The organism is Paenibacillus sp. GCM10027627, assembly GCF_042675505.1.
Lineage (GTDB): Bacteria > Bacillota > Bacilli > Paenibacillales > Paenibacillaceae > Pristimantibacillus.
Map to the genome: position 1 here is coordinate 73,169 of NZ_JBHTHB010000003.1, position 21,611 is coordinate 94,779.

Annotated in this window: 22 protein-coding genes; 3 read left to right on the forward strand and 19 right to left on the reverse strand. The window is 47.2% G+C overall.

Annotated elements, in window-relative coordinates; translation table 11 throughout:
* Positions 1 to 8: 8 nt before the first annotated feature.
* The 11 genes from ACFQZE_RS12085 to coxB all read right to left on the reverse strand — a co-directional run bounded on the left by ACFQZE_RS12085 (position 9) and on the right by coxB (position 10,484).
* Positions 9 to 1,316 (reverse strand): ABC transporter permease, encoded by a 1,308-nt coding sequence (locus tag ACFQZE_RS12085; protein ID WP_379357175.1) that lies wholly within the window; start codon positions 1,314 to 1,316, stop codon positions 9 to 11.
* Entirely contained in the window at positions 1,309 to 2,211 is a 903-nt protein-coding gene (locus tag ACFQZE_RS12090; protein WP_379357177.1) for an ABC transporter ATP-binding protein, read from the reverse strand. Before ACFQZE_RS12090 ends, ACFQZE_RS12085 begins: the two co-directional genes overlap by 8 nt.
* A gap of 23 nt (positions 2,212 to 2,234) precedes the next feature.
* Complete coding sequence (locus ACFQZE_RS12095) at positions 2,235 to 3,152, reverse strand: ABC transporter ATP-binding protein (RefSeq protein ID WP_379357179.1); 918 nt, start codon at positions 3,150 to 3,152, stop codon at positions 2,235 to 2,237.
* Complete coding sequence (locus ACFQZE_RS12100; protein WP_379357181.1) at positions 3,149 to 3,553, reverse strand: GntR family transcriptional regulator; 405 nt, start codon at positions 3,551 to 3,553, stop codon at positions 3,149 to 3,151. The genes ACFQZE_RS12095 and ACFQZE_RS12100 overlap by 4 nt, the downstream gene beginning before the upstream one ends.
* 21 nt (positions 3,554 to 3,574) lie before the next feature.
* Entirely contained in the window at positions 3,575 to 4,300 is a 726-nt protein-coding gene (locus tag ACFQZE_RS12105) for a hypothetical protein (RefSeq protein ID WP_379357183.1), read from the reverse strand.
* A gap of 772 nt (positions 4,301 to 5,072) precedes the next feature.
* Positions 5,073 to 5,534 carry a DUF420 domain-containing protein gene (locus ACFQZE_RS12110; RefSeq protein ID WP_379357185.1) on the reverse strand — a complete coding sequence of 154 codons (462 nt, stop codon included), beginning with the start codon at positions 5,532 to 5,534 and terminating at the stop codon, positions 5,073 to 5,075.
* A 30-nt stretch (positions 5,535 to 5,564) separates the two neighbouring features.
* Positions 5,565 to 6,485 (reverse strand): cytochrome c oxidase assembly factor CtaG, encoded by a 921-nt coding sequence (gene ctaG / locus ACFQZE_RS12115; RefSeq protein WP_379357187.1) that lies wholly within the window; start codon positions 6,483 to 6,485, stop codon positions 5,565 to 5,567.
* A gap of 77 nt (positions 6,486 to 6,562) precedes the next feature.
* On the reverse strand, positions 6,563 to 6,880 hold the full coding sequence (locus ACFQZE_RS12120) for a cytochrome C oxidase subunit IV family protein (protein WP_379357189.1): 318 nt from the start codon (positions 6,878 to 6,880) through the stop codon (positions 6,563 to 6,565).
* Between the two features lie 4 nt (positions 6,881 to 6,884).
* Positions 6,885 to 7,502: a cytochrome (ubi)quinol oxidase subunit III gene (locus ACFQZE_RS12125; RefSeq protein WP_379357191.1), complete on the reverse strand. Its 618-nt coding sequence runs from the start codon at positions 7,500 to 7,502 to the stop codon at positions 6,885 to 6,887.
* The gene (ctaD, locus tag ACFQZE_RS12130) at positions 7,499 to 9,349 is read right to left on the reverse strand and encodes a cytochrome c oxidase subunit I (protein ID WP_379358198.1); all 1,851 of its coding nucleotides are present in this window, start codon (positions 9,347 to 9,349) and stop codon (positions 7,499 to 7,501) included. Before ctaD ends, ACFQZE_RS12125 begins: the two co-directional genes overlap by 4 nt.
* Positions 9,350 to 9,428: 79 nt before the next feature.
* Positions 9,429 to 10,484 carry a cytochrome c oxidase subunit II gene (gene coxB, locus ACFQZE_RS12135; protein WP_379357193.1) on the reverse strand — a complete coding sequence of 352 codons (1,056 nt, stop codon included), beginning with the start codon at positions 10,482 to 10,484 and terminating at the stop codon, positions 9,429 to 9,431.
* A gap of 369 nt (positions 10,485 to 10,853) precedes the next feature.
* Between coxB and ACFQZE_RS12140 the strand changes: the two genes are divergently transcribed.
* Positions 10,854 to 11,594: a hypothetical protein gene (locus ACFQZE_RS12140; protein ID WP_379357195.1), complete on the forward strand. Its 741-nt coding sequence runs from the start codon at positions 10,854 to 10,856 to the stop codon at positions 11,592 to 11,594.
* A 69-nt stretch (positions 11,595 to 11,663) separates the two neighbouring features.
* On the opposite strand, the gene ACFQZE_RS12145 is transcribed toward ACFQZE_RS12140, so the two are convergent.
* From ACFQZE_RS12145 to ACFQZE_RS12160, 4 genes are all read right to left on the reverse strand, one after another.
* Complete coding sequence (locus ACFQZE_RS12145) at positions 11,664 to 12,542, reverse strand: DUF421 domain-containing protein (RefSeq protein ID WP_379357197.1); 879 nt, start codon at positions 12,540 to 12,542, stop codon at positions 11,664 to 11,666.
* A 428-nt stretch (positions 12,543 to 12,970) separates the two neighbouring features.
* Positions 12,971 to 13,927, reverse strand: coding sequence for a hypothetical protein (locus ACFQZE_RS12150; protein ID WP_379357199.1), 957 nt, complete (start codon positions 13,925 to 13,927; stop codon positions 12,971 to 12,973).
* Between the two features lie 24 nt (positions 13,928 to 13,951).
* On the reverse strand, positions 13,952 to 14,152 hold the full coding sequence (locus ACFQZE_RS12155) for a cation transporter (RefSeq protein WP_379357201.1): 201 nt from the start codon (positions 14,150 to 14,152) through the stop codon (positions 13,952 to 13,954).
* Positions 14,153 to 14,167: 15 nt separating this feature from the next.
* Complete coding sequence (locus tag ACFQZE_RS12160; protein ID WP_379358200.1) at positions 14,168 to 14,479, reverse strand: metal-sensitive transcriptional regulator; 312 nt, start codon at positions 14,477 to 14,479, stop codon at positions 14,168 to 14,170.
* Between the two features lie 224 nt (positions 14,480 to 14,703).
* Between ACFQZE_RS12160 and ACFQZE_RS12165 the strand changes: the two genes are divergently transcribed.
* Positions 14,704 to 15,450, forward strand: coding sequence for a glycerophosphodiester phosphodiesterase (locus ACFQZE_RS12165; RefSeq protein WP_379358202.1), 747 nt, complete (start codon positions 14,704 to 14,706; stop codon positions 15,448 to 15,450).
* Positions 15,447 to 16,649 carry an MFS transporter gene (locus ACFQZE_RS12170; RefSeq protein WP_379357203.1) on the forward strand — a complete coding sequence of 401 codons (1,203 nt, stop codon included), beginning with the start codon at positions 15,447 to 15,449 and terminating at the stop codon, positions 16,647 to 16,649. Before ACFQZE_RS12165 ends, ACFQZE_RS12170 begins: the two co-directional genes overlap by 4 nt.
* 84 nt (positions 16,650 to 16,733) lie before the next feature.
* Here ACFQZE_RS12170 and ACFQZE_RS12175 read toward each other — a convergent pair whose 3' ends face one another.
* The 4 genes from ACFQZE_RS12175 to ACFQZE_RS12190 form a co-directional block, all read right to left on the reverse strand.
* Positions 16,734 to 17,570: a YitT family protein gene (locus tag ACFQZE_RS12175; RefSeq protein WP_379358204.1), complete on the reverse strand. Its 837-nt coding sequence runs from the start codon at positions 17,568 to 17,570 to the stop codon at positions 16,734 to 16,736.
* Between the two features lie 69 nt (positions 17,571 to 17,639).
* On the reverse strand, positions 17,640 to 17,918 hold the full coding sequence (locus ACFQZE_RS12180; RefSeq protein WP_379357205.1) for a hypothetical protein: 279 nt from the start codon (positions 17,916 to 17,918) through the stop codon (positions 17,640 to 17,642).
* A 110-nt stretch (positions 17,919 to 18,028) separates the two neighbouring features.
* On the reverse strand, positions 18,029 to 19,789 hold the full coding sequence (locus tag ACFQZE_RS12185; RefSeq protein WP_379357207.1) for an ABC transporter ATP-binding protein: 1,761 nt from the start codon (positions 19,787 to 19,789) through the stop codon (positions 18,029 to 18,031).
* 15 nt (positions 19,790 to 19,804) lie between these two features.
* On the reverse strand, positions 19,805 to 21,547 hold the full coding sequence (locus tag ACFQZE_RS12190) for an ABC transporter ATP-binding protein (RefSeq protein ID WP_379357210.1): 1,743 nt from the start codon (positions 21,545 to 21,547) through the stop codon (positions 19,805 to 19,807).
* Positions 21,548 to 21,611 lie beyond the last annotated feature (64 nt).

The following is a 21,611-nucleotide window of genomic DNA, read 5'->3' on the forward strand; positions in this document are numbered from 1 at the left end:
TTAGCCAGTTAAATCTTATAAGCCTTCATAGCTTTACGAATCTCTTTCCAGCTAGGGCGTTTGCCGTACATCAATACGCCGGTGCGGTAAATTTTCGCCGAAACGAATACTGCCAGGTAGATCGATGCAAGCAGCAAACCGATGGAGATGAATACTTCCCATGTCGGAACGTCCGTCAGGCCAAGACGAAGCAGCATGACAAACGGCGAGAACAAAGGAATAAAAGAAGTTACTTTTACAAGAATGCTGTCCGGGCTGCTCAAGCTAAAGATGGCGATGTAGAAGCCGGCTAAAGAAATAATAGTCATTGGCATTGTCGCTTGGCCAAGGTCTTCGGTCCGGCTTACAATGGAACCTACAGCCGCGTACAATGTCGCGAACAGGAAGAAGCCCGTCAAGAAGAATACAATGGCATAAACTAGAAGAACAGGATCGATTTTGCTAAGGTCGATGCTTAGGTTTCCAAGCGCATTTTTGTTGTGCGGGAACGAAATGTTGATCAGAATCGCAACGACGTAGATAGCTACCTGAGCGAGTACTACAACGAACATTCCGAAAATTTTACCGAACATGCCTTTTAGAGGCGACACGCTTGTAATCAAGATTTCCATGACACGGGAGCTTTTTTCCGCCGTAATTTCGGAAGCAATCAGCTGCCCGGATGTCATAATCGCCATAAACAAGAAGATGATGATGAAGTACATAAGACCCATATTTACGCCTTGTTCTTCGGTCGTTTTGCCGGTCGCTCCGCCTTCCGAAGTAAAGATTTGAACGGATTCGATTTTGATCGGCGTGCTTAGCTGAGTCATTTGCTCATCGGTAAGGCCCGCATCTTTTAAAATGTTAGCCTGGCGAATCGTTTGCAAAGCGGTTTGCAGCGACTCGGTTTGCGAAAATTCCATCAGCTTTTTCGATTTGTACGTCATTTGCGGGAAACCGCTGTCGGCTAGCTGGCCGAACTCCAAATATCCTTTAATCTCTTTTTTATCGATTGCGTCCTTCAACAGCTTTTCGTTAGCTACCGCGTCCCCTTTATCTTCAAAAGGAACCAACTCCAACTTCGGCTTTTCCTGCGCTGCAAAAAATACTTTTAAGCTGTCGCCCGTTGTAGAGCCTAAAACGATATCCTCGCGAGCGGATTGGATATAGCCGATTTTAGTTACTTTCGCTTCGCTTTTGATTTGAGAAAGAAGATAAGGAAGATTAACCCCGATGCTAAGTAGAACCGTAATAATGATCGTTGTGATTAAGAATGCTTTGCCTCTAAATTTGTTGCGTACCGTAAACCCTACTACTGTCCAAAAACTATTCATGGCGGTCACCTACCGTTTTTATAAAGATTTCGTTAAGCGTCGGTTCTTTAATTTCGAACTTTGTAATCGTTGATTGAGCCATAGCATGTTTCAAAATGTCTCCGCCAACCGCTTCGTTTTCGATCCGGATATCGTATCCGTACTCTTGCACCGTCACTCCAAGTACGCCAGAGATCGACTCCAGCCCTTTCACTCCCGACTCCGCGCTCAAAATGACGCGTTCTCTTGGATACTGCTTCTTCAGCTCTTTCAAATTGCCTTTCAAAACCGTATTGGAGCGATGCAAAATCGTAATGTTGCGGCATAGCTCCTCGACATGCTCCATGCGGTGAGTGGAGAATAGGATGCTTGTGCCGGAATCTCGCAGTTCCTTAACTGTCGATTTGAGCAGCTCTACGTTAACCGGATCTAGACCGCTGAACGCTTCGTCCAAAATGACGATGCTCGGCTTATGGTTGACTGCCGCAATAAACTGGATCTTTTGCTGATTGCCCTTCGAAAGTTCTTCTACTTTTTTGTTGTAGTATTCCGGTACTTCAAATCGTTCGAGCCAATATTTCAAGTTTTGGTCGGCGTCTTTTTTGGACATGCCGCGCAGCTGTGACAAATAAAGAATTTGATCGGAGACGCGCACCTTCGGGTACAGCCCTCTCTCTTCCGGCAGGTAGCCCAGCTTGCTGAGCTGCTGGTTCCCATAGGGCTTGCCGTGGTATTTAATAGTGCCGCCATCCGGATAAATAAGTCCAAGCACCATCCGCATCGTCGTTGTTTTGCCTGCGCCGTTGGCTCCAAGCAAGCCGTAAATTTCGCCTTCGCTTACTTCAAAGCTGATGTTGTTGACTGCCGTCTTATCTCCGTATTGCTTCATGACATTTTCTACAATCAATGGTTTCATGTTCATTATCCCCTCGCTTTTCATTACTTGCGGCCTATACTTTCTTGCTGAAGCAGAGCGCTCAAAATTTCATCCAATTCCAGCGCTTGCCGGCTTACTATTTGAAACCCTTCCGCCTCACACCATTTCTCCGCTTCGAACGCTTTGTTCGTCGTAATTCGGTACGTATGGCCTCCCGCATGCTCGATTCCGCACTGGCCTGGAAGCTTTGATGCGGCGGCGGCTGTCAGCCCCTCTCCCGAAACAAACAACGTAAACCAACTGCCTAACAATTCGTCTTTCTCGTAAAAGCCTAGCAGCTTGCCCTGAGCCATAAAAACGATATAATCGGCTAGTCTTTTCACTTCGTCCACAATATGAGAGGTCATCAAGATCGTTCGATGTCCCGGCTCCATATAGCGATGCAAAATATCGATCATAGCTTTCCATGCAATCGGATCGAGCCCGGAGGAGGGCTCATCCAGCAGCAGCAAATCCGGCGCATGGGCTAACGTGAGTGCAAGCTCGCATTTTCTTCTCATCCCTTTGGACATTTTGCCGAGCGGAAGATTGTCGTTGACCTGCAAAGTCATAAGCAGCTCCTGATACCGATTAACATCCCAGTTGCTGTACCAAAAGCTGTTGAACTTTGCCTTCTCATAACCTTTCACTTTATCCTCATGAGACAAAGATTCCTCCTGCAAGTAGCCGACTCGTTGCTTCACCGATGAATCACATCCACTGCCAATTGGATAATCAAGCATCGTAATGGTTCCTTCATCCGGCTTCTCCAAATCGAGCGCCATTCGGAACAATGTGCTTTTTCCGCTGCCGTTTGGTCCGACGATGGCTGTAATGCAGCCTTTTGGAATGTCTAGCGTGATTGGGCCTAATTTAAAATTCGGCTTTTTTTGAGAGATGGAGTCAAATCGGATTGCCGTTTCCTCCCATGCTTCCGTCATGGCGACTTCCCTCCTTGCTTGTAATGTTTGCTCAGCGTTTCGTTAAACAATTCCATTAGTTCCTCTTCCGTACATTGAACCCGCTTGCCTGCTAAAACCGCTTGCTCTATCGCGTCAATAACGGAGGTAAGCCGGTGGCGGTCAAGCTCCTTTTCCCCCACCTTGGCTACATAAGTTCCCGTCCCCTGTCTCGTTCGAAGCAGCCCTTCACTTTCAAGGTCGCTGTAAACTCGCTTAACGGTGATAACACTGCATTTGACTGTTTGAGCAAGCTCCCGGATGGATGGTAGCAAAGTTCCTTCTTCCAATTGGCCGCTTACAATCAATGCTCTAAGCTGGACCTCGATCTGATGATAAAGCGGCTCCGCGCTTTGTTCATTTATTTGGATCGGCAGCCGCATCGCTTCACCCGCTTTCTTTCATTAACTTGCATAATTGCGTGTCTTTAGCTTCTTCACCAACATCGGCAGCCCTAGCAGCAGCATAGCGGCACCAGCCAACACTCCAACTACGCTCAGCCACCAGCCGCCTTGCTCGATACAATAGTAGCTTGTGAGAATCAAGCTTCTTTTCGCGAACACCGTGACCATAATCATGGATGTTAAAACGACTAGCGTAAACAGCATGATGATCCAGAAATATTGTTTCCCCGTAAATCCCGATTCGCAATAGACATAAATAAAACCTACGGCTGTTGAATATCCAATCCAGAACACTGCAAATCCAATAAAGGGGAGCAGCTCTATATCTACATTCATCGTACGAATTAGGCCATAAAAAATAATGAAAAAGATCGTTTTCGCCGGCAATGCATTTAATAGAAGCAATAAAACTCTTCCTAATGCAATCTGGTTAACTGGGATAGGCATCGTTCTCCATGAAGCCAGCTTTTTGCTGTAGCTGTCTGTCTTCCAATAAAATCCCGTCATTTGGGAGGACATGATGCCTAGACAAGGCAGTAGAGTCAGAGCAACAAAGTCGAGCGACCAATAAAAGAAATGTCCTTCTTCTTCGGTGTAAGCCTCCGCAAACATAGGAACCAGGAAAAATGATAAGTAAGCGATAAAGAAAAGCGTAAGCAGATGTTTCCACTTTGCTCGTTTGAACTCTTCCTTGGCTAAAAAGATGGAGCCTCGCCAAGCATTCATTCCGTATCCTCCTTTAAACTTTCAGCGATTGGTGGGACAGCATCTATACATGCAATTGTGTTTCTCTTTGTATGCTGTGTCTGTTTATATACTGTATATATCTATATACACAGTATATGCAGAGTGAATTCGGATGTCAATATCCTCCAACCACATTTTTGAAAAACTTTTAACGGCTAGAAGCTCAACCTGCGCAAGAACCATTCCTCAAGACAGGATTCATGGCAGACCTCAACCTGCGCAAGAACCATTCCTCCGATCGCTGTTGTATCCAGATTTCCTTTGAACAATTAGCTAAGGTTGGAATCCGGATACAAAGGCGAACGCTACCGCTTCTCCAGAATGGTTCTTGCTACGGTTGTTCTAGCTATGAATAGTTGAAATGAAATAAAAGCCGTTCCCGTATTAGCTAGGTAACTTGATAGAAATAACGGCTTGGATAAGTGAATTTATAAGGAACTCTTGTTGACTTGAAAGATTGTACATATCGATGGTGCTTTAAAGAGTTTCTTAAAAGGTGATGTGCTGTATGCTGCAATAATCAATATTGCGGAAATTAGAGAATGTGAAAGGAGTTTGTAGCTGGGAACCGTCTATATCGTTTCAGGACCAGCAGGTGTAGGAAAGTCAACAACTTCAAATATAAATGCTCAGCATCAAGCTGTACATGAGGTTATGAACATTAAACAATAAACAATATTGCTTGCTTAATCATAAACAACAAAAAAAATGGTGACGAAAGGAATCACATTCCTGTCGTCACCATTTTAAACTAACCAAATATAGCGTCAAAAAGCGGTTTGGCATCTGCTGCCGGATACAAGACGTAAAGGATGGAATAAACCGCAACGCCTGTGATCGCTGTAATGAACCAAATGATCGACGTGATCCGGCCCAGTTTGCGATGTCTGGCAAACTTCTTTTTGTAGCCTAGCGTAATCGTCGTAAGCCCGAAAACAGCCGCAACAGTAGCCAGTACAATATGAAACAACAAGAAAACCAAATAATACGGCTTTAGACCGTCCGGTCCGTTATAAGGGGTGCTCCCAATAATAAACGTCCGTGACGCATAGATGATAAAAAAGATAACCGCCGCTATCGCCGCATACACCATCACTTTTTTATGCTGCTCCAGCTTGCGCTGCACCGCAAGGCGCCATCCGATCGCAACGAGCACCGCACTAAGTACGATGAAAAAAGTGCTGACTGTAGGCATGATGATATTCAAATCCATGTTAATCCTCTCCCTAAACTCATGTTTAAGCTATGCCGTCCCCGGGTTCGGCAATTCGTCTTCGGCATGTTCCTTCGAGAACCATTGCTTGAAGATGTAGCCCAAAATAAGTCCGTACATAATTTCTTGCACCAGCTTCATAATAATGCCGCCAAGCTGCTGATCTTCACGAACTTCGAACCAGTTGAAAAACTCGGGTCCGCCAAATTCTTTCAGGAGCGAGCTGGCATCGCTGCCCGGCATGCAGTACCCCATCGCCGTCGCCCATACTTGCGGATTATTATAAGTAGCGTACAAACTTGTATCCGCAAAAATGATCAGCGCACACGCTGGAGTAAGAAGCACGCCGTTAGCGAACACATACGCCATCTTTTTAAAGTGGGCCATCTTGTTCCATTCCGGCACCGGACAAGCAATTTGCCACCACATCATGAATGCGGAAATAAACAAAGCTACATAATAAAGGCGATGAACAGTAAAGTTCGTCATGACGTAATCGTGTACAAGTGGAACATGATAGATGGAAAACAACATATTAAACAGCACTAACGTAATAACCGGATGCATGAGAAAACGCAGCTTCCTCCAAAAACGGTGCGAAAACGCCGCTCTCCAAAGAAATGCTGGTACTGCAAGCAAAATCATTGGAGGGACAATTAAATAAGAAACCGACATATTCACCATATGGAACGTAAACATAAGATGACCCAGCAGGTTAAAAGGCCCTCCGTGACATAAGTACACCAATAGAATAGCTCCAACAAACATCGACTTTTGGAATAAAGTCGCGGCCTCAGCCCCTGGGTATCTCTTCTCTCTAAAAGGTCCAATCAAATAGAAATAGAGAATCGTCAGGCCAGCCATGCCGAAGAAAAACATTGGCGTAAATAGCTCGGCGAAGGAGAAGTAGTTAAACAAGTCTAGCATAGAGGAAGCTCCTTTCTCATGCATGCCATTTTGGCATCCTTACAAAAGAAGAGGGACCCAAACCGGGACCCTCCTCTGTTCAGTTCAATAACGGTGTAAGCTTACCACCAAACCCAATATTCCGCCATGATGACGGCAGTAAAGACGATGAAGACGCCAGTCAAAATACCGATGATTGCGTACGTATGACCGCGGTCTTTCATATGCATCCAGAACGCCATTTGCACAAATACTTGAAGAAAAGCTGTTCCGAGCAAAATGATATAAATAAAGTCTTTGTTGATCTCGCCGCTTATTACCGTTGCAAAAGCGATAAACGTAAGCAGGATCGAGAAAATAAAGGAGACAATATGTTTTTTAGGTCCTTCGACCTTATGACGCTTGGTGCTTTGTTCCGTGGCAGGATGATTGCTTGCCATACGTTTAACCCACCTTTCCCATCAGGTAAACAACTGTAAAGATGAATACCCATACAACGTCGATAAAGTGCCAGTACATGCCGGCTACATACACTTTTGGCGCAGTAACGACAGTCAGCCCTTTTCTCATCAGTTGGATGATCAAAAGCGAAATCCACAAAATACCGAACAATACGTGCGCGCCGTGGAAACCTACAAGCGTATAGAACGCCGAGCTGAATGCGCTTGTTGTAAAGCCGTGGCCTTCATGTACGTAATGAACGAACTCGTAAATCTCAAGGCCCAAAAACCCAAGTCCGAGCAAAACCGTAACGATCAGCCAGTTGATCAAACTTTTTACGTTTTGACGGTGCATCGCTTGAATCGCAAATACGCTCGTCAAGCTGGAAGTAAGCAAGATCGCGGTAGCGTAGGCTACCAGCTTCAGATCGAATAAATGCTCAGCAGTCGGTCCATCCAGCACTTGGTGGCGAAGGGCCAAGAAAGCCGCAAACAACGTTCCGAATAGAACCGTCTCTCCGCCAAGGAACAACCAGAATCCGAGTACTTTATTGCGGCCCTCAAGGGTCGCCTTTTCGGGCTCATGAGGCAATTGCCCGTCTAAATGCGTGTGTGCGCTCATGCTTTACCCCCTAGATCCTTCAAAATTTCTTCTTCTTCGATGTGGTAGCCATGATCGTCAATAACGGAACGTAGAAGCATACAGATCAATACCATTCCAAGTCCCACGATTCCGATAAAGTGACCGTTTGTCAGCGAAGTGCCTAAGAAATGACCCCAATCCGGCGCATACATAAAGCCGAAACCTGCGATGAAGAAACCAAGTCCCATAAAGAACGGCAAAATCGAAGGAGAAGGCATATGAATCGGTCCGATTGGCTCCGCAGGCGTCATGCCTTTGTGGCCGTCCATCTTTTCTTTCCAATATGCATCATATCCGCGAACAAGCGGAGTTTGTGCAAAGTTGTACTCTGGTGGAGGAGAAGGAATCGTCCACTCCAGCGTACGTCCGTCTTCCCAAGGATCGGCTGGTGCATTTTTCGGTTTAACCGATGTAACGATAACATTCAGGATAAACATAATTGTACCAAGGCCCATTAAAAATGCGCCAACTGTACTGATCATGTTCATTTCGTTAAAGCCAAGACCGTCCAGGTATTGCCAAATACGGCGCGGCATGCCTAGCAAGCCAAGGAAATGCTGGATAAAGAACGTCAAGTGGAAGCCGATAAAGAACACCCAGAACGTTAATTTGCCAAGCGTTTCGTTTAGAACGCGTCCGAACATTTTTGGCCACCAGTAGTGGAGACCAGAGAAAATGCCGAGAATCAAACCGCCTACGATAACGTAGTGGAAGTGAGCTACGACAAAATAAGAATCGTGATATTGGAAGTCGGCTGGCGCCGCCGCGAGCATAACCCCAGTTACGCCGCCCATTACGAAGGTTGGGATAAAACCTACAGCATAAAGATTAGCCGCTGTAAATTTAATCGATCCGCCCCACATCGTAAACAGCCAGTTAAAGATTTTAATCCCTGTTGGAACCGCGATCAACATCGTTGCAATCGAGAACAACGCATTCGCAACCGGCCCAAGACCTGCCGTGAACATGTGATGCGCCCATACCATGAAGCCCAAGAAACCGATCAAGATGGTCGCAAATACCATAGAACTGTAACCGAACAGACGCTTACGCGAGAACGTGCTGATAACTTCGGAAATGACGCCGAATGCCGGCAGGATGAGGATGTAAACCTCAGGATGTCCGAAAATCCAGAAAATATGCTCCCACAATACTGCGTTGCCGCCGCCGCTAGGATCAAAGAAGTTAGCGTCGAACAGGCGGTCGAACATCAAAGCCGCAAGGCCTACCGTCAAGGCAGGGAATGCGAACAGGATCAAAGCGGAAGTAATAAATGCCGTCCATGTGAACAGCGGCATACGCATAAACGTCATGCCAGGCGCTCTCATGTTAATAATGGTAACGAGGAAGTTAATGCCCCCGATTAGAGTACCGATACCGGCTATCTGCAAGCCGAGCACGTAATAATCCATGCCGTGATCGGGACTGTATGTCGTTCCGGCAAGCGGTGCGTATGACGTCCAGCCCGCATCAGGAACATCGCCCACGATCCAGCTCACATTCAGCAGCAGGCCGCCAAATAAGAAAGTCCAGAAACCAAGGGAGTTAACAAACGGGAACGCAACGTCGCGCGCGCCGATTTGCAGCGGTACAACCGCATTCATTAAAGCAAATAACAATGGCATCGCTGCCAAAAAGATCATCGTCGTTCCGTGCATCGTTAGCAGTTCGTTGTATGTATCTGCCTCGACGAAAGTGTTTTGCGGCTTCCAAAGCTGAATACGGATCAGAATAGCTTCTAAGCCGCCCACCAGGAAGAAAAAGCCCCCCGCAATCAAATACAAAATACCGATTTTTTTGTGGTCAACCGTTGTCAGCCAGTCCATAATACCGCTGTAACGTTTAACCGCATGCGCTTGTGCATGAGCCAAGGTTGGTACCTCCTTCAATCACTGATGATCGTTTTTATTCGTAGTCAAGCGTTAGCTTAGAAAGATAATCGGCAATACCTTTAATCTCTTCTTCCGTCAATTCGTATTGATCGGACATGAGGTTGCCCGGTTTGACTTCTTCCGGATTTTTGATCCATTTGTAGAGATTGTTGTATACCGTATCTTCGTGTTTGTACTTTTTATCATCAGCTTCAACATTGACCAAGATGCCGCCTACGCTGTCGCGGCTTCCGACACCAGTCAAGTTAGGGAAAGCAGGTCCGCCCAGGTCACCAACAGCATGGCAAGTCAAGCATTTGCTTTCAAAAGCAGCTGCGATAGCCGGATCGCTTGGAAGCGCTACAGGTTGTTTGATCGCTGCGCTCCAGCGGTCGAACGAAGCTGGATCTACCGATTTTACTTTAAAGTCCATCAAACCGTGGGAAGGTCCGCAAAGCTCGGCACATTTGCCCAAGTAAACGCCTTCTTTTGGTGCAGAGAAATACATTCTGTTTTCATTGCCGGCCGGATTCGTATCGATTTTGCCCGCTAGCGACGGAATCCAGAAGGAGTGAAGCACGTCTGCCGTCTTCGCTTCGATGGCAATCGTTTTACCGGTTGGAATAACAAGCTCTTGAGCCGTCTTAATGCCAAGCTCAGGGTATTCGAACTCCCACCAGTACTGATGAGAAGTAACAATAACCTTAACTGCATCCGGATCATTGCTGTAGTCCTTCGATAGGTTGAATACCGATTGAACTGTAGGCACACCAAGAATAATAAGCAAGATGATCGGAATAACCGTCCAAATGATCTCCAACTTATGGCTGCCTTCCACTTGCTTCGGAATCGTCTTGTCGCCAGAACGTCTGCGGAAGCGGATAATTACATAGAAAGAAATTGCAAATACGACAACAATTACGAGCGACATGATGATAATGGCGAGCTTCATCAGCCCGAATTGCTCTTCCGCCACTGGTCCCTGAGGATTCAGCGTCGACAAGTCTTCCCGTCCGCAAGCGGCTAACACTAATACCAAAAAGGCCATTAGCGGCGCAAGCCGTTTTACAAATTGCCACCGTTTCATCATTAATCAACCCCACTTTTGACGTTTTCGCAGCTGCCTTTTTTTCATGTGGCAAGCGGCTTTGCTGCGTGTTTCACAGATGTTATTACAACTCCTGCAACATAAATCACTTTATTAAATATAAAGTTGGCAACCCTATTTGTCAATGTTCCACAGAGAGTTCACAAATTGTTCTCAAAGCTGTCAAAAATGCATATTTTAGCCCTGTTTCGACACCTATGCCCACCCGTTTTTTGGCTTCTTCTGACGTTCTCTCCCTTTCATTGTGTACCAAATCCATGGTCTTTTATGTATATTGCCCTAAACGTATATTTCTTTGCCCCCAGCCCACAATAACGTCATCACTTTTTTATGATTGGAGGTCCGCTATTTATGATCAAACGAATGGCCCTTCTCCTATTGACCATTGCGCTTGTTTGCTCCTTGTCCGCTTGCAACTACGAGCAGCTTGTCCAGCAAAGCGATTCCGATTACGGAAGCCGGAAGCCTGGCGATCCAAAAGCGATGGGAGCAAAAGCTTACGGACCGCTTTCGAACAATGCCCATCAGCACGACAATGCTTTTTTTGAATACAGCTCCATCCTTTCGAACAAAGTGAGCTCCCTTGGCGGAGTGGCTTCCGCCATCGTTATGCTGACGGACAAAAACGCATATGTGGGCCTCATGCTCGATTGGACGGCCGTCGGCACCAAAGGCAAAGGCGGTACAGAGGAGCAAAACAATGGCGGCACGAACAGAGGGGGTTACAATGCGAATAACGGCAGTCTTAATGGGAATGGTCGCAATCTTGTCAATCCTTACAATTCATATTTCTCCGTCAACGACCACAACAACTTGTCGCATGAATTGAAACAAACGGTTGCGAAGCTAGTACGTGAACATCTCCCTGCTGTTCAAGAGGTTCATATTTCCGCCAACATGGAACTTATGAATGACTTTAACGAGTTTGCCAAGGAAGCTTGGGGAGGACGCTCGCTCACTCCATGGATCGATCCTTTTAATGCGGTTGTGAAGCATCATTTTGGTGGCGGCACCGTTATGCCTGAGCCAATTACCCAGCAAGGACAATATACCCCCTCCGAGTCGCAAATGCATCGCCAAAACCGGCGCTAAAAAAATCTCTTCCTATATATATGCGCTCAAAGGAGCAGTCCGTTAAGCGAAACGGACCGCTCCTTGTTTCTAATTTGGCTTTTCTTCATTCAGCCCAAGCCTCATGGAATCGATTCCTTGCTGCAAATGGAACAGCGCGGATTGATATATTTTTCTGTCCGCATCGTTAATGGTCAACCGCTCAAGCTGCATAAGCTCCTCACGCAGCTTATCGGTAAGCGACGCTACACGGTCTCGCGGCTTCGTTGGAGCATCCGCCGGAAATGCGCGGCCGTTGGCCGTTTGGATCGTCAAGGTTGCATCACGATCGATTTGCGCAAGCAAAACATCCTTTAATTGCAGCTTGTACCGTTGCAACTCATGAGATAGCCACTTTTCGTCTTTGCCTGAAGAGTCTAGCTCATCCCTTAAAATATTCCCATCCATAATGACGGTATGCGGCGGTGTTTCTTTGCTTACGTTCCACCCCAACATATCTGCGGTTAGAGGCTGATACTCTTTTTTCAACTGCACATTCAGCTCGCCGCTTGATTCCATTACCGCAAATTCTACATCCGCGACGCGGAATACGCTCTTTTGCCGAAGCTGCTCCAGCAATTCGTCGAGCGTCAACCTTTCTTTTTTAAGCTTTTCTTTACTCAGCCTGCCGTCTGTAATCAGTACTGTCCCTTTGCCATCGATAAAATCTCTTGCCTTTTTGCTTTTTACTGTCCAAAACTCGATGCCTACGGAGATGCTAACCCATACGATTAGCGAAACGATGCCTAGAAACCACAGGTTGTCCAAATCGAGCGAAATGTAAGCTGCGATGTTGCCTATAGAGATTCCCGTAATATACTCGAACAGCGAAAGCTCCGATATTTGCCGTTTGCCAAGTATTTTCGTCATAATAAACAGAATCACAATAGCGGCAAGTGTTCTCAAAATAATTTGCAGCCAATCAGGCATTGTTTATCTCTCCCTTCCTTGTTTATTTTGTCCAAAAGAAGGGAAGCCATTCATCTGTTGCATTTGTCCGAAAATTATGATACATTAGTAAGAACGTTATATTTAACCCCTATATTCCCCCAGTAAGATTCAATTTTACCCTCTGAATTTTGAATTTCTTGACTGACACTTTCCTGGCTCATGTTCCATGAAGTAGTTCTGATTCACACTGGCGCGGCCAAGGAGCCGCAAGGACGAGAGAGAGGTAGGGCTTTCGTTGTTTTGGGATGCAATGTAGTTTACAGCTTAGAGCACATGTTGTTTGAAGTTTGCGTGGGAATTGCGAGCTGCTGCTTGTTCAGCAGTCCGGTTAAATATAAGCATATTAAGGGCCGCCTGGCCGGAAACATATTTGTTGCCGGCAGGGCGGCCCTGTCCAATTTTATTTCCTATTTAATAGTTACGGTAAAAGGTACGATAAACGTCTCCCCGTCCCGCTGGAACTGTCCCCAAATGCGGTAAACTCCCTCTTGCGGAAACTCGGTTGCAAATTTGGCTATCGGACCGCTGGCCTTTTCGTCCACCGGATGCACATGCAAGAAGCGCTCACTGTCTTCACTAATAATAACGACATGTCCTACTGCGCCCAGATACTGCTCCAGATCGTTAATTTCTTTCCCGGTTTTGGCCTCTTTAAAGGTAAAAGCAAGCTCGGATGGCTTCCCAGCCTTATCGGATGACAAAGCAAGCGACACTTCCATTCCGTTTGCCTCTTTCAGTAGTGAAGAATCCACTGTTATAGGAGCCAACACAGATTCCCCTTTCACCTTCAAGGAAGAAACGACATTCATTTGCGAGCCGCCTGCCGGAACAAAATCGGCAAACAACTTGTAACTGCCTCCCGTTGGCAACTTCAGCTTATGGACAAAGGTTCCGTCCGCTTGCAGCTCCGGATGCTCATGCAGAAATACGCTTAAATCTTCTTTGACGACGATCAAATGCATCTTTTTCTCGTGATTGACGTCAAATTGTTTGATTTGAGCTCCTTTTTCATCCTGTACAGTCATATGGATAGATACCTCTTCACCCGCTGCAGGTTCCGCCGGCTCATAATGCCATTCCACTTTCGTGCCTTCAGCATCGCCCGCATCGCCGTGACCGCTATGAGCATTTGTGGAATCCGATCCTCCAGCCGCTGCACTTTGCTCAGGGGTATGTTCGCTATGCGACGTCTCGCCTTCGGCCGAAGCCGTTGCCGGTGCTGCGGCATTTGAGCCGGAGCCATGCCCCTCGTGTTCGCCTGCGCTTTGTTTCCCGCCGCATGCCGTAAGTAATACAACAAGAGAAAGGAGAAGAAACGCCAGCTTCTTCCCCTTTCCTTGACCGCTAATCAATGATATTTTCATCACGTTTAGGCTCCCGTTCCTTATTTAAACGACGTCGTAGCCTTGATCTTCGATAGCCGTTTTGATTTGGTCAAGCGAAACATTGGACTCGTCATATTCAACCGCCACTTGTTTGCTCGCCAAATCCACTTTGCCGTTTGCTCCAACGCCCGTCAATGCCTTCTCAATCGAGCTTTTGCAATGTCCGCAAGTCATACCTTCTACATTCAATACTGTGTTCGCCATTTTTAATCTCCTCCATTATTTCATTAGTTTATTAATCGTGACTAGCAGTTCTTCAATGACCTCGTCTTCACCGGCTTGAACCCGCTCGATCACGCAGCTTTTCAAGTGACCTTCGAGCAACAGCTTCGCTACGCTTCCAAGCGCGGACTGAGCCGCAGCTATTTGAGTGATTACATCGTCGCAATAGGTGTCCTTTTCGATCATGCCTTTAATGCCTCTGATTTGCCCTTCGATCCGGTTCAAGCGGGACGTGAGGCCCTGCTTCATTTTATCCGAATGATGGCTCATCCTTTGGTCATGCCCGGTGTGGCAGCCGTCCCCGGACATTCCGCATGAATCATCTTGTTTTGCTTCCATTTTATATACCTCCATGGGGTATTTCTTTCTACACCTTTATCCTATCATACCCTAGGTGGGTATGTAAAGGGGCAGCTGTAAACTTTTTTCTGGATAGGTTTATGAATTTAGTACTATGATTGCCATTCGTAGTATGCTACGATCCAAATGATGTGGTCATTTTTTTTCACTGGGACAAGAGAGGATGAATTCCACTGAACAAACCGATTTGTTTCGCCCACCGGGGAGCCAGCGGCTATTGCCCGGAAAATACGATATCCGCCTTTGCCAAAGGGCTTCAGCTGGGGGCTGACGGCATTGAAACCGACGTTCAACGAACAGCGGACGGACATCTTGTGCTTATTCACGACGAATCGCTGAAACGGACAACCGGTCTGAATAAGCTCGTCAAAGATGTTAGCTACGAGGAGCTTGCATCGCTAGATGCGGGGAGCTGGTATCATCCGGACTTCTCTAATGAGAGAATTCCTGCTTTAGAGCAATTGCTGGAACTAACGCAAAATAAAGGGACGATTTTAAATCTAGAGCTAAAAAATGGAGTTGTACCCTACCCGGGTATAGAAGAAGAAGTTATCCGTACCGTCAGAACCTATGGTATGGAAAACAAAGTCATCCTGTCCAGCTTCAATCATTATTCGCTTGCGCTTTGCAAGGAATTGGCTCCCGAGATTAAAACGGGCATTTTGTATATGGAAGGGCTGTACAAGCCTTGGGAATATGCAGCTTCCCTTAATGCTGATGCGCTTCATGCCTACAAATACGCCGTCTTGCCGGAATGGGTGGCCGAAGCCGCCGCATGCGGGATCGTTTACCATCCGTTTACCGCTAATGAAGAAGCCGAGTTGGAAAAGCTGCTGGACTGCGGAGTGGCCGGCATTATTACAGACTACCCGGACCGTCTTGTTTCCCTATTGAAACGAAAAGGAGCCGCTGCGCAATGAAAAAAGTTTGGCTGCTTGGCTTAGGCTTGTTCAGTATCAGCTTCGTATGGTCGCTTTATAACGCATTTGTACCGTTTTTTCTCGATAAATATTTGACCAGCCTTAAGCTGATCGGGTTTATTATGACGATTGACAATTACTTCGCGATTTTTTTGCAGCCACTCATCGGAAGAATGAGCGACAAGACCGATACCCGCCTCGGCAAAAGAATGCCGTTTCTACTGATCGGCATGCCGCTCGCCGCTCTATTCGGAGCGCTTATTCCGTGGCATAACGGCCTGTTTATGCTGCTTGTGTTTATGGTACTGATGAACTTGTCCATGAGCCTTTACCGTTCCCCGGTCATCGCGCTAATGCCGGACATTACGCAAAGCCATAAACGTACGCAAGCAAGCGGAATCATTAACTTTATGGGCGGAGTAGGAGCCATCTTTGCTTTTGCCGGAGGTTCGCTTCTGTACGAGCGCCACATATCGCTTCCATTCCTGTCTGCGGCTCTGCTTACTCTCATCTGTTTGTCCGCTATCGTTTGGTTCATCCGGGAGAGAAGAGATTCCGTCTCCTTCCAGCCTGAGAAATCGGCTCCGCTAACCTCTTACAAAGCCGAATGGACAAAACCTACCCTATTTTTAATCACAGCTATTTTCTTCTGGTTTTTTGCCTATCAAGGAGTGGAAACGCTTTTTTCGCTCTACGGGAAAAATCATCTTGGACTTACGGAAGGACAAGCGACCTTCTCGCTCGCCTTTTTCTCGCTCGCCTTTGTCGCTACCGCTATTCCAAGCGGCATGCTGGGCAACCGTTTCGGGAAAAAAAGAGTGATCTTAACCGGGGTCATCGGCATGATTATATCGTTCAGCATGATCACGTTCGTCGAATCGATGCTCGTGCTTCGCATTTTATTGCTAATCAGCGGCGTATTTTGGGCTTTTATCAACATTAACTCTTACCCATTCGTTATAGCTTTGGGGAAAGAAAGCAGCATCGGCACCCGGACAGGCATCTATTACATTGCCGCTTCTCTCGCTGCTGTCGCCTCTCCGCCTATTATAGGCGCCCTCATCGACGCATTTGATTACTCCGTCCTATTCTATACTGCCGCAGGCAGCATGGTCATCGCTCTCCTTTTCCTGCTGGGCGTAAAGGACAAAGGAATTTCTGTTGCTGTTTCTACGGAAGCGAAATCTTCATCGGCTTAAAGGATCAGCTTTTAAAAAAATCCGAAGCCCGGCACTACGCCGTCGCTTCGGATTTTTGCTATTTGCAACCAAATCTGCCGCAAACTAATGAATGCTATTTTTGCTAAAATTGCCGCCCATTACGTCCGTTACATGCTCGATCGCAATAAAGGCATTTTCATCGATCGACTGGACGATGCCTTTCAGCTTCGCCAGCTCTAGACGGGATACGACGCAATAAATAACTTGAGTCTCATCCCCGGAATAGCCGCCGCGCGCCTGAAGCAAAGTCGTGCCGCGACCGAGCCTGTCCATAATAGCTTGGGAAATTTCATCGTGTTCCTTAGAAATAATCGTGACCGATTTCGACTCGTCCAAACCTTCGACGACGATATCGATCATTTTGATCGCTATGTAATAGGTGAGCATGGAATACATGGCCGACGTCCATTCAAACACAAAGCCGGCTATAATAAAGATGATCACATTAAAGAGCATGATGACTTGGCCAACGGCCATACGAAGCTTTTTCGATACTAGAATCGAGACGATTTCGATCCCGTCAAGCGAGCCGCCATACCGAATGACAAGGCCTACGCCCGCGCCCAATATAATGCCACCGAACAATACGGCCAGCAGCTTGTCCTCAGGGAACGGTCCGGAATGATGAAGAGCCGCCGTTGTAAGCGACATGACAATAATGCCGTATAGCGTAGAAATCGCAAACGTTTTGCCAAGCTGCTTATAACCCAAAATTAGAAACGGCAAGTTCGCGATAAACAAATAAACGCTGAGGGGAATCGGAGTAAGAGTCGACAGCATAATGGATATGCCCGCGATCCCGCCGTCGATAATTTCAAACGGCACCAAAAACTTTTCCAGTGCAACCCCCATCATAATAGAACCTATCGTAATAAAAATAAACCTTTTTAATACTTCCATGATTGGAAGCTTCTTATGCTCTTTTATTTTCGCCAAACGCGGCGCACCTCCATCTCCTATTTTAAGAAATTAATCTACATACCCTGCCAAGCCCCGCTCCATCAAATAGTCCATTTCCAGCTCCAATATTTCTTCTACCTGAAGCTCGTTAAGATCGACATCCCGTTTCCCCAAAATGTAATCCACCAAGTCGTCGCTGTCGATATCGACTTCTCCCTTTGCGTCTTCCCCGGCATTTTGGATAAAAGACTGCTCATGCTTAAGAACAACCGAAATATGTTGGGCGCTTAGTTCCGAACGTTCCGCTATGTATGCGACCAACTCTTGTTCATTGATTTCCTGACTCATATCGGCATCTCCTTTCGTCGATTCTTGTTGCTTATCCCTTCTATTATACACAACAAAAGGCATGGGACGCACAAAGGCGTCCCATTTTTTTTGCGGATGGATTATGAAGATTAAGTGTGCAGCGTCGCGCTTATTCCCTTTTGAAGCTGATACATTTTGTAATAACGCCCCTCTTGCGCCATCAACGTATCGTGGTTTCCTCGCTCTACGATTTCCCCGCGGTGCAGAACCAAAATTTGATCCGCCTCACGAATCGTCGATAGCCGGTGCGCAATGACAAGCGTCGTTCTTCCTTCGCTTACGACCCGCAAAGCTTGCTGGATCAGCCCTTCCGTTTCGCTGTCGATGCTTGCGGTTGCCTCGTCCAAAATGAGAATGGCGGGATCGAAAGCAAGCGCCCGCGCAAATGAAATGAGTTGGCGTTGCCCGGCTGACAGCGTACTCCCTTTCTCCACAACCGGCTCGTTGTACCCGCCCGGCAGAGCTTCTACAAAGCTGGATGCGCCCACGGCGTTGAGCGCCGCCTTCACCCGTTCAGGAGTAATGTCTTTATTATAAAGACTTACGTTAAACGATATGTCTCCGGCGAACAAATACGGGTCCTGAAGCACTATGCCCATATGCTGCCGCACCTCTTGCTTGGACATCGTCGAAATATCGCGGCCGTCGATCGACACTACTCCTTTATCGGGCTCATAAAAACCGAGCAGCAAGTTCATGATCGAACTTTTGCCTGAGCCCGTATGGCCGACTAATGCGATCGTTTCTCCCTTTTTCACTTCGAAAGAGATATTTTTGAGCACATTCTCTCCTTGATTGTAAGCGAACGTAACATCTTGAAAGCGGACTTCGCCTTGCGGACGCTTGGCATCCTTCGAATCCGCCGTTTCTTGTCCGTCCATGTCCAATATCGCAAACACTTTTTCCGCCGCTACAAAGGCTCTTTGCGCATTCGTCAGCTGGTCGAAAATGCCGATGATCGGATTGAAAATCCGGCCCAAATAATCGATAAACGCATAAAACACGCCAAACAGAATGCCGCCGGTCAAGGCGTCTCCGCCAAATTTCCAGAGCACGAGCGCCGTAACGAGGCTGCCGATCGTACCTACAATGTTTCGGGAGGAGAGCGAAAACACTCTAAATTGCTTAAGCTGATTTTGGTAGCGGTCTTCATTTAAAACTTCAAATTCGTCTATCGTCCGGCGTTCCCGTCTGAAAGCCTGAATGATCGGCATCACCCCAATCGATTCGTTAATCATGGCGTTCATGTCGCTTAATCGGGCTCGCATGACGGTGATGTACTTTTTAGAAAACTTCAAATGAACCACCATGATCACGGCAAAAAGCGGGGGCAGAAGTAAACAGTACAAAGCCAGCTTCACATCCAAAATAAAAAGAGCCGTGAAGATGCCAAACAGCTGCACAAAGCTGACCACAAACGTCGCCATAAAGCTCATAAATAAATCTCTAATGGCTTCCGTGTCATTGGCAATCCGCGAAACCGTTTGCCCAATCGGAGTATTGTCGAAATAACGAAGCGGAATGCGATGAATATGCTTCATCAAATCCATACGCATGTTTTTAATAATTTTTAGCGCTGTTGATTGCAGAATGTACGATTGTAAAAAATGAAACAGCCCCGCTACCAGGAGCAGTCCAACATATAAAGCGAGCAAGCCGTAAACGTCGCTTAAGCTTCCTTTGAGCCCGGTTAAATGATCGTCGATGATCGTTTTTACGATTAGCGGACCGGCAAGCTCGGCGCCGACCGCGCTGCAAAGGATCAATATAGCCGCTGCTATTCGGTATTTGTAGGCTAAGGCATAGCTTACAAGGCGGCCTGCCGTCGATTTCTTTTTATTCTCTGACATAAAGACAAGCCCTCCTCATTCTTCTAAGCTAGCTTCCATTTGCTGGCGTTCCCACTGTTCCCTATACCAGCCGCCAAACAGAAGCAACTGCTCATGGGTTCCTTCTTCTATAATGCGGCCCTCATTCAACACAATAATCCAGTCGGCATGGCTCACCGCCGACAACCGGTGCGTGCTGATGAGCGTCGTTTTGCCCGCCCGCTCTAGCCTCATATGATGGAGAATTCGGCTTTCCGTACGGGCGTCAACGGCCGAAAGCGAGTCATCGAGCAGAAGCAGCTCGGAATCGATCAGCAGCGCTCTCGCTATCGCGAGCCTCTGTTTTTGACCGCCGGACAGCATGACGCCATTTTCTCCGACGATAGTACCCAGCCCTTGCGGCATGCCCTCAATATCGGAAGTGAACGACGCCATCTGGACGGCCCGTACAATCTCTTCTTCTGTTGCGTCCGGCTTCCCGAGCGCAATGTTGTCGCGAATCGATTTGGACAACAGCAAATGCTCTTGCGGAACGTACCCCATCCACGATTTCAACTGCTCAAGCGGCAGCGATTCGATTGGAACATCGGAAATAAATAGCGTTCCGGGGTCTACGGGATATTGTCTCAATAGCTGCTTAAGCAATGTGCTTTTGCCGCTGCCCGTCTTGCCGACAATGCCAAGCGTCCCACCGCGCTCCAGCCGAAGTGAAAGCCCGCTTAGGCTGGGCCCGGCCGCACCTGGATAGGTAAAACCAAGACTTTTAAATTCGATGCTGGTTGGCAGTTCGACCGATGCAGGCCGCTCCGCCTCCACAACGTCCGGCTTCTGGGCGAAAGCTTCATCCAGCCGCTCAGCGGAAGCCGTTCCTCTCTGCAATACATTAATAAACTCGCCGAACGAAATCATTGGCCAAATGAGCATTCCCAAATAGATGTTAAAAGTGATCAACTGCCCGATTCCAATTTCCCCTTCGAACACTAAATAGGAGCCGTAGCCGATGCTTATCGCATAACTAATTCCGACAATGACGGAAATAAGCGGATGGAACATCGCGTTAAGCAGCGATACGCGCCTGTTTTTGTCCATGACGTCGGTAGTCACTTTGTCGAATGCATCCAGATCGTTTTTTTCCTGAACGTAGGAACGAATAACGCGGATGCCCGAAATGGATTCCAGCGCATGATCGTTCATCCGTCCGAACGAAGCTTGAGCGTCCATAAATCGAACACGGATTTTGCCGCCAAGCTTGCCAAGCACAAATGCGAGCAGAGGCAGGGGCAGCAAAGCCGCAAGCATCAGCTTATAGCTGACGAACACAATCATCATCGTGGTCACGACCGTAGCGCCAACTACCGTATGAACAAGTGTCATCACTCCGTAACCCGCCGTGTTCCCAATCGCGAGCACATCGTTTGTGGCAAGCGCCATTAATCCCCCTGTAGAATTGCGCTGGAAAAAGGAAGGCTTCATTCGTGTCAACTGCGCTAGCAGCTTGCCTCTCAGCACCTTTTCAATCAGTACAGAGTTGCCGTATAAGGTGGTGATCCAAAAATAAACCATGACGTACATCAGAAGAGTCAATCCGACCAGCAGCAAAACCGTTTCGTTTAAAGTCTGGCCTGATAGCTCTCCCGTCCTGACTTTGTCTACCGTGCTTCCGATTAACCTCGGCGGAATGGAGGACAGCAGGCTGACGACAGTCATCAGCGTTATAGCAATGGCGTAGCTGCGCCATCTCTGCTTAAAAAACCAACTTAGACGTTTAATAAATGACATGCCTATCCCCCTTTTAGTCAAAATGAACGAAAGAAGCTGCAAACATTGCAGCTTCTTTAGATTA

What these genes read in the sequence shown, in the direction of transcription:
- ACFQZE_RS12090 (WP_379357177.1), bottom strand. Translation starts at nt 2,211, where the DNA reads ATGAAACCATTGATTGTAGAAAATGTCATGAAGCAATACGGAGATAAG.
- ACFQZE_RS12145 (WP_379357197.1), bottom strand. Translation starts at nt 12,542, where the DNA reads ATGCCTGATTGGCTGCAAATTATTTTGAGAACACTTGCCGCTATTGTG.
- ACFQZE_RS12150 (WP_379357199.1), bottom strand. Translation starts at nt 13,927, where the DNA reads ATGAAAATATCATTGATTAGCGGTCAAGGAAAGGGGAAGAAGCTGGCG.
- ACFQZE_RS12105 (WP_379357183.1), bottom strand. Translation starts at nt 4,300, where the DNA reads ATGAATGCTTGGCGAGGCTCCATCTTTTTAGCCAAGGAAGAGTTCAAA.
- ACFQZE_RS12110 (WP_379357185.1), bottom strand. Translation starts at nt 5,534, where the DNA reads ATGGATTTGAATATCATCATGCCTACAGTCAGCACTTTTTTCATCGTA.
- ACFQZE_RS12175 (WP_379358204.1), bottom strand. Translation starts at nt 17,570, where the DNA reads ATGGAAGTATTAAAAAGGTTTATTTTTATTACGATAGGTTCTATTATG.
- ACFQZE_RS12125 (WP_379357191.1), bottom strand. Translation starts at nt 7,502, where the DNA reads ATGAGCGCACACACGCATTTAGACGGGCAATTGCCTCATGAGCCCGAA.
- ACFQZE_RS12095 (WP_379357179.1), bottom strand. Translation starts at nt 3,152, where the DNA reads ATGACGGAAGCATGGGAGGAAACGGCAATCCGATTTGACTCCATCTCT.
- ACFQZE_RS12170 (WP_379357203.1), top strand. Translation starts at nt 15,447, where the DNA reads ATGAAAAAAGTTTGGCTGCTTGGCTTAGGCTTGTTCAGTATCAGCTTC.
- ctaG (WP_379357187.1), bottom strand. Translation starts at nt 6,485, where the DNA reads ATGCATGAGAAAGGAGCTTCCTCTATGCTAGACTTGTTTAACTACTTC.
- ACFQZE_RS12100 (WP_379357181.1), bottom strand. Translation starts at nt 3,553, where the DNA reads ATGCGGCTGCCGATCCAAATAAATGAACAAAGCGCGGAGCCGCTTTAT.
- coxB (WP_379357193.1), bottom strand. Translation starts at nt 10,484, where the DNA reads ATGATGAAACGGTGGCAATTTGTAAAACGGCTTGCGCCGCTAATGGCC.
- ctaD (WP_379358198.1), bottom strand. Translation starts at nt 9,349, where the DNA reads ATGGACTGGCTGACAACGGTTGACCACAAAAAAATCGGTATTTTGTAT.
- ACFQZE_RS12160 (WP_379358200.1), bottom strand. Translation starts at nt 14,479, where the DNA reads ATGTCCGGGGACGGCTGCCACACCGGGCATGACCAAAGGATGAGCCAT.
- ACFQZE_RS12190 (WP_379357210.1), bottom strand. Translation starts at nt 21,547, where the DNA reads ATGTCATTTATTAAACGTCTAAGTTGGTTTTTTAAGCAGAGATGGCGC.
- ACFQZE_RS12155 (WP_379357201.1), bottom strand. Translation starts at nt 14,152, where the DNA reads ATGGCGAACACAGTATTGAATGTAGAAGGTATGACTTGCGGACATTGC.
- ACFQZE_RS12085 (WP_379357175.1), bottom strand. Translation starts at nt 1,316, where the DNA reads ATGAATAGTTTTTGGACAGTAGTAGGGTTTACGGTACGCAACAAATTT.
- ACFQZE_RS12140 (WP_379357195.1), top strand. Translation starts at nt 10,854, where the DNA reads ATGATCAAACGAATGGCCCTTCTCCTATTGACCATTGCGCTTGTTTGC.
- ACFQZE_RS12120 (WP_379357189.1), bottom strand. Translation starts at nt 6,880, where the DNA reads ATGGCAAGCAATCATCCTGCCACGGAACAAAGCACCAAGCGTCATAAG.
- ACFQZE_RS12180 (WP_379357205.1), bottom strand. Translation starts at nt 17,918, where the DNA reads ATGAGTCAGGAAATCAATGAACAAGAGTTGGTCGCATACATAGCGGAA.
- ACFQZE_RS12185 (WP_379357207.1), bottom strand. Translation starts at nt 19,789, where the DNA reads ATGTCAGAGAATAAAAAGAAATCGACGGCAGGCCGCCTTGTAAGCTAT.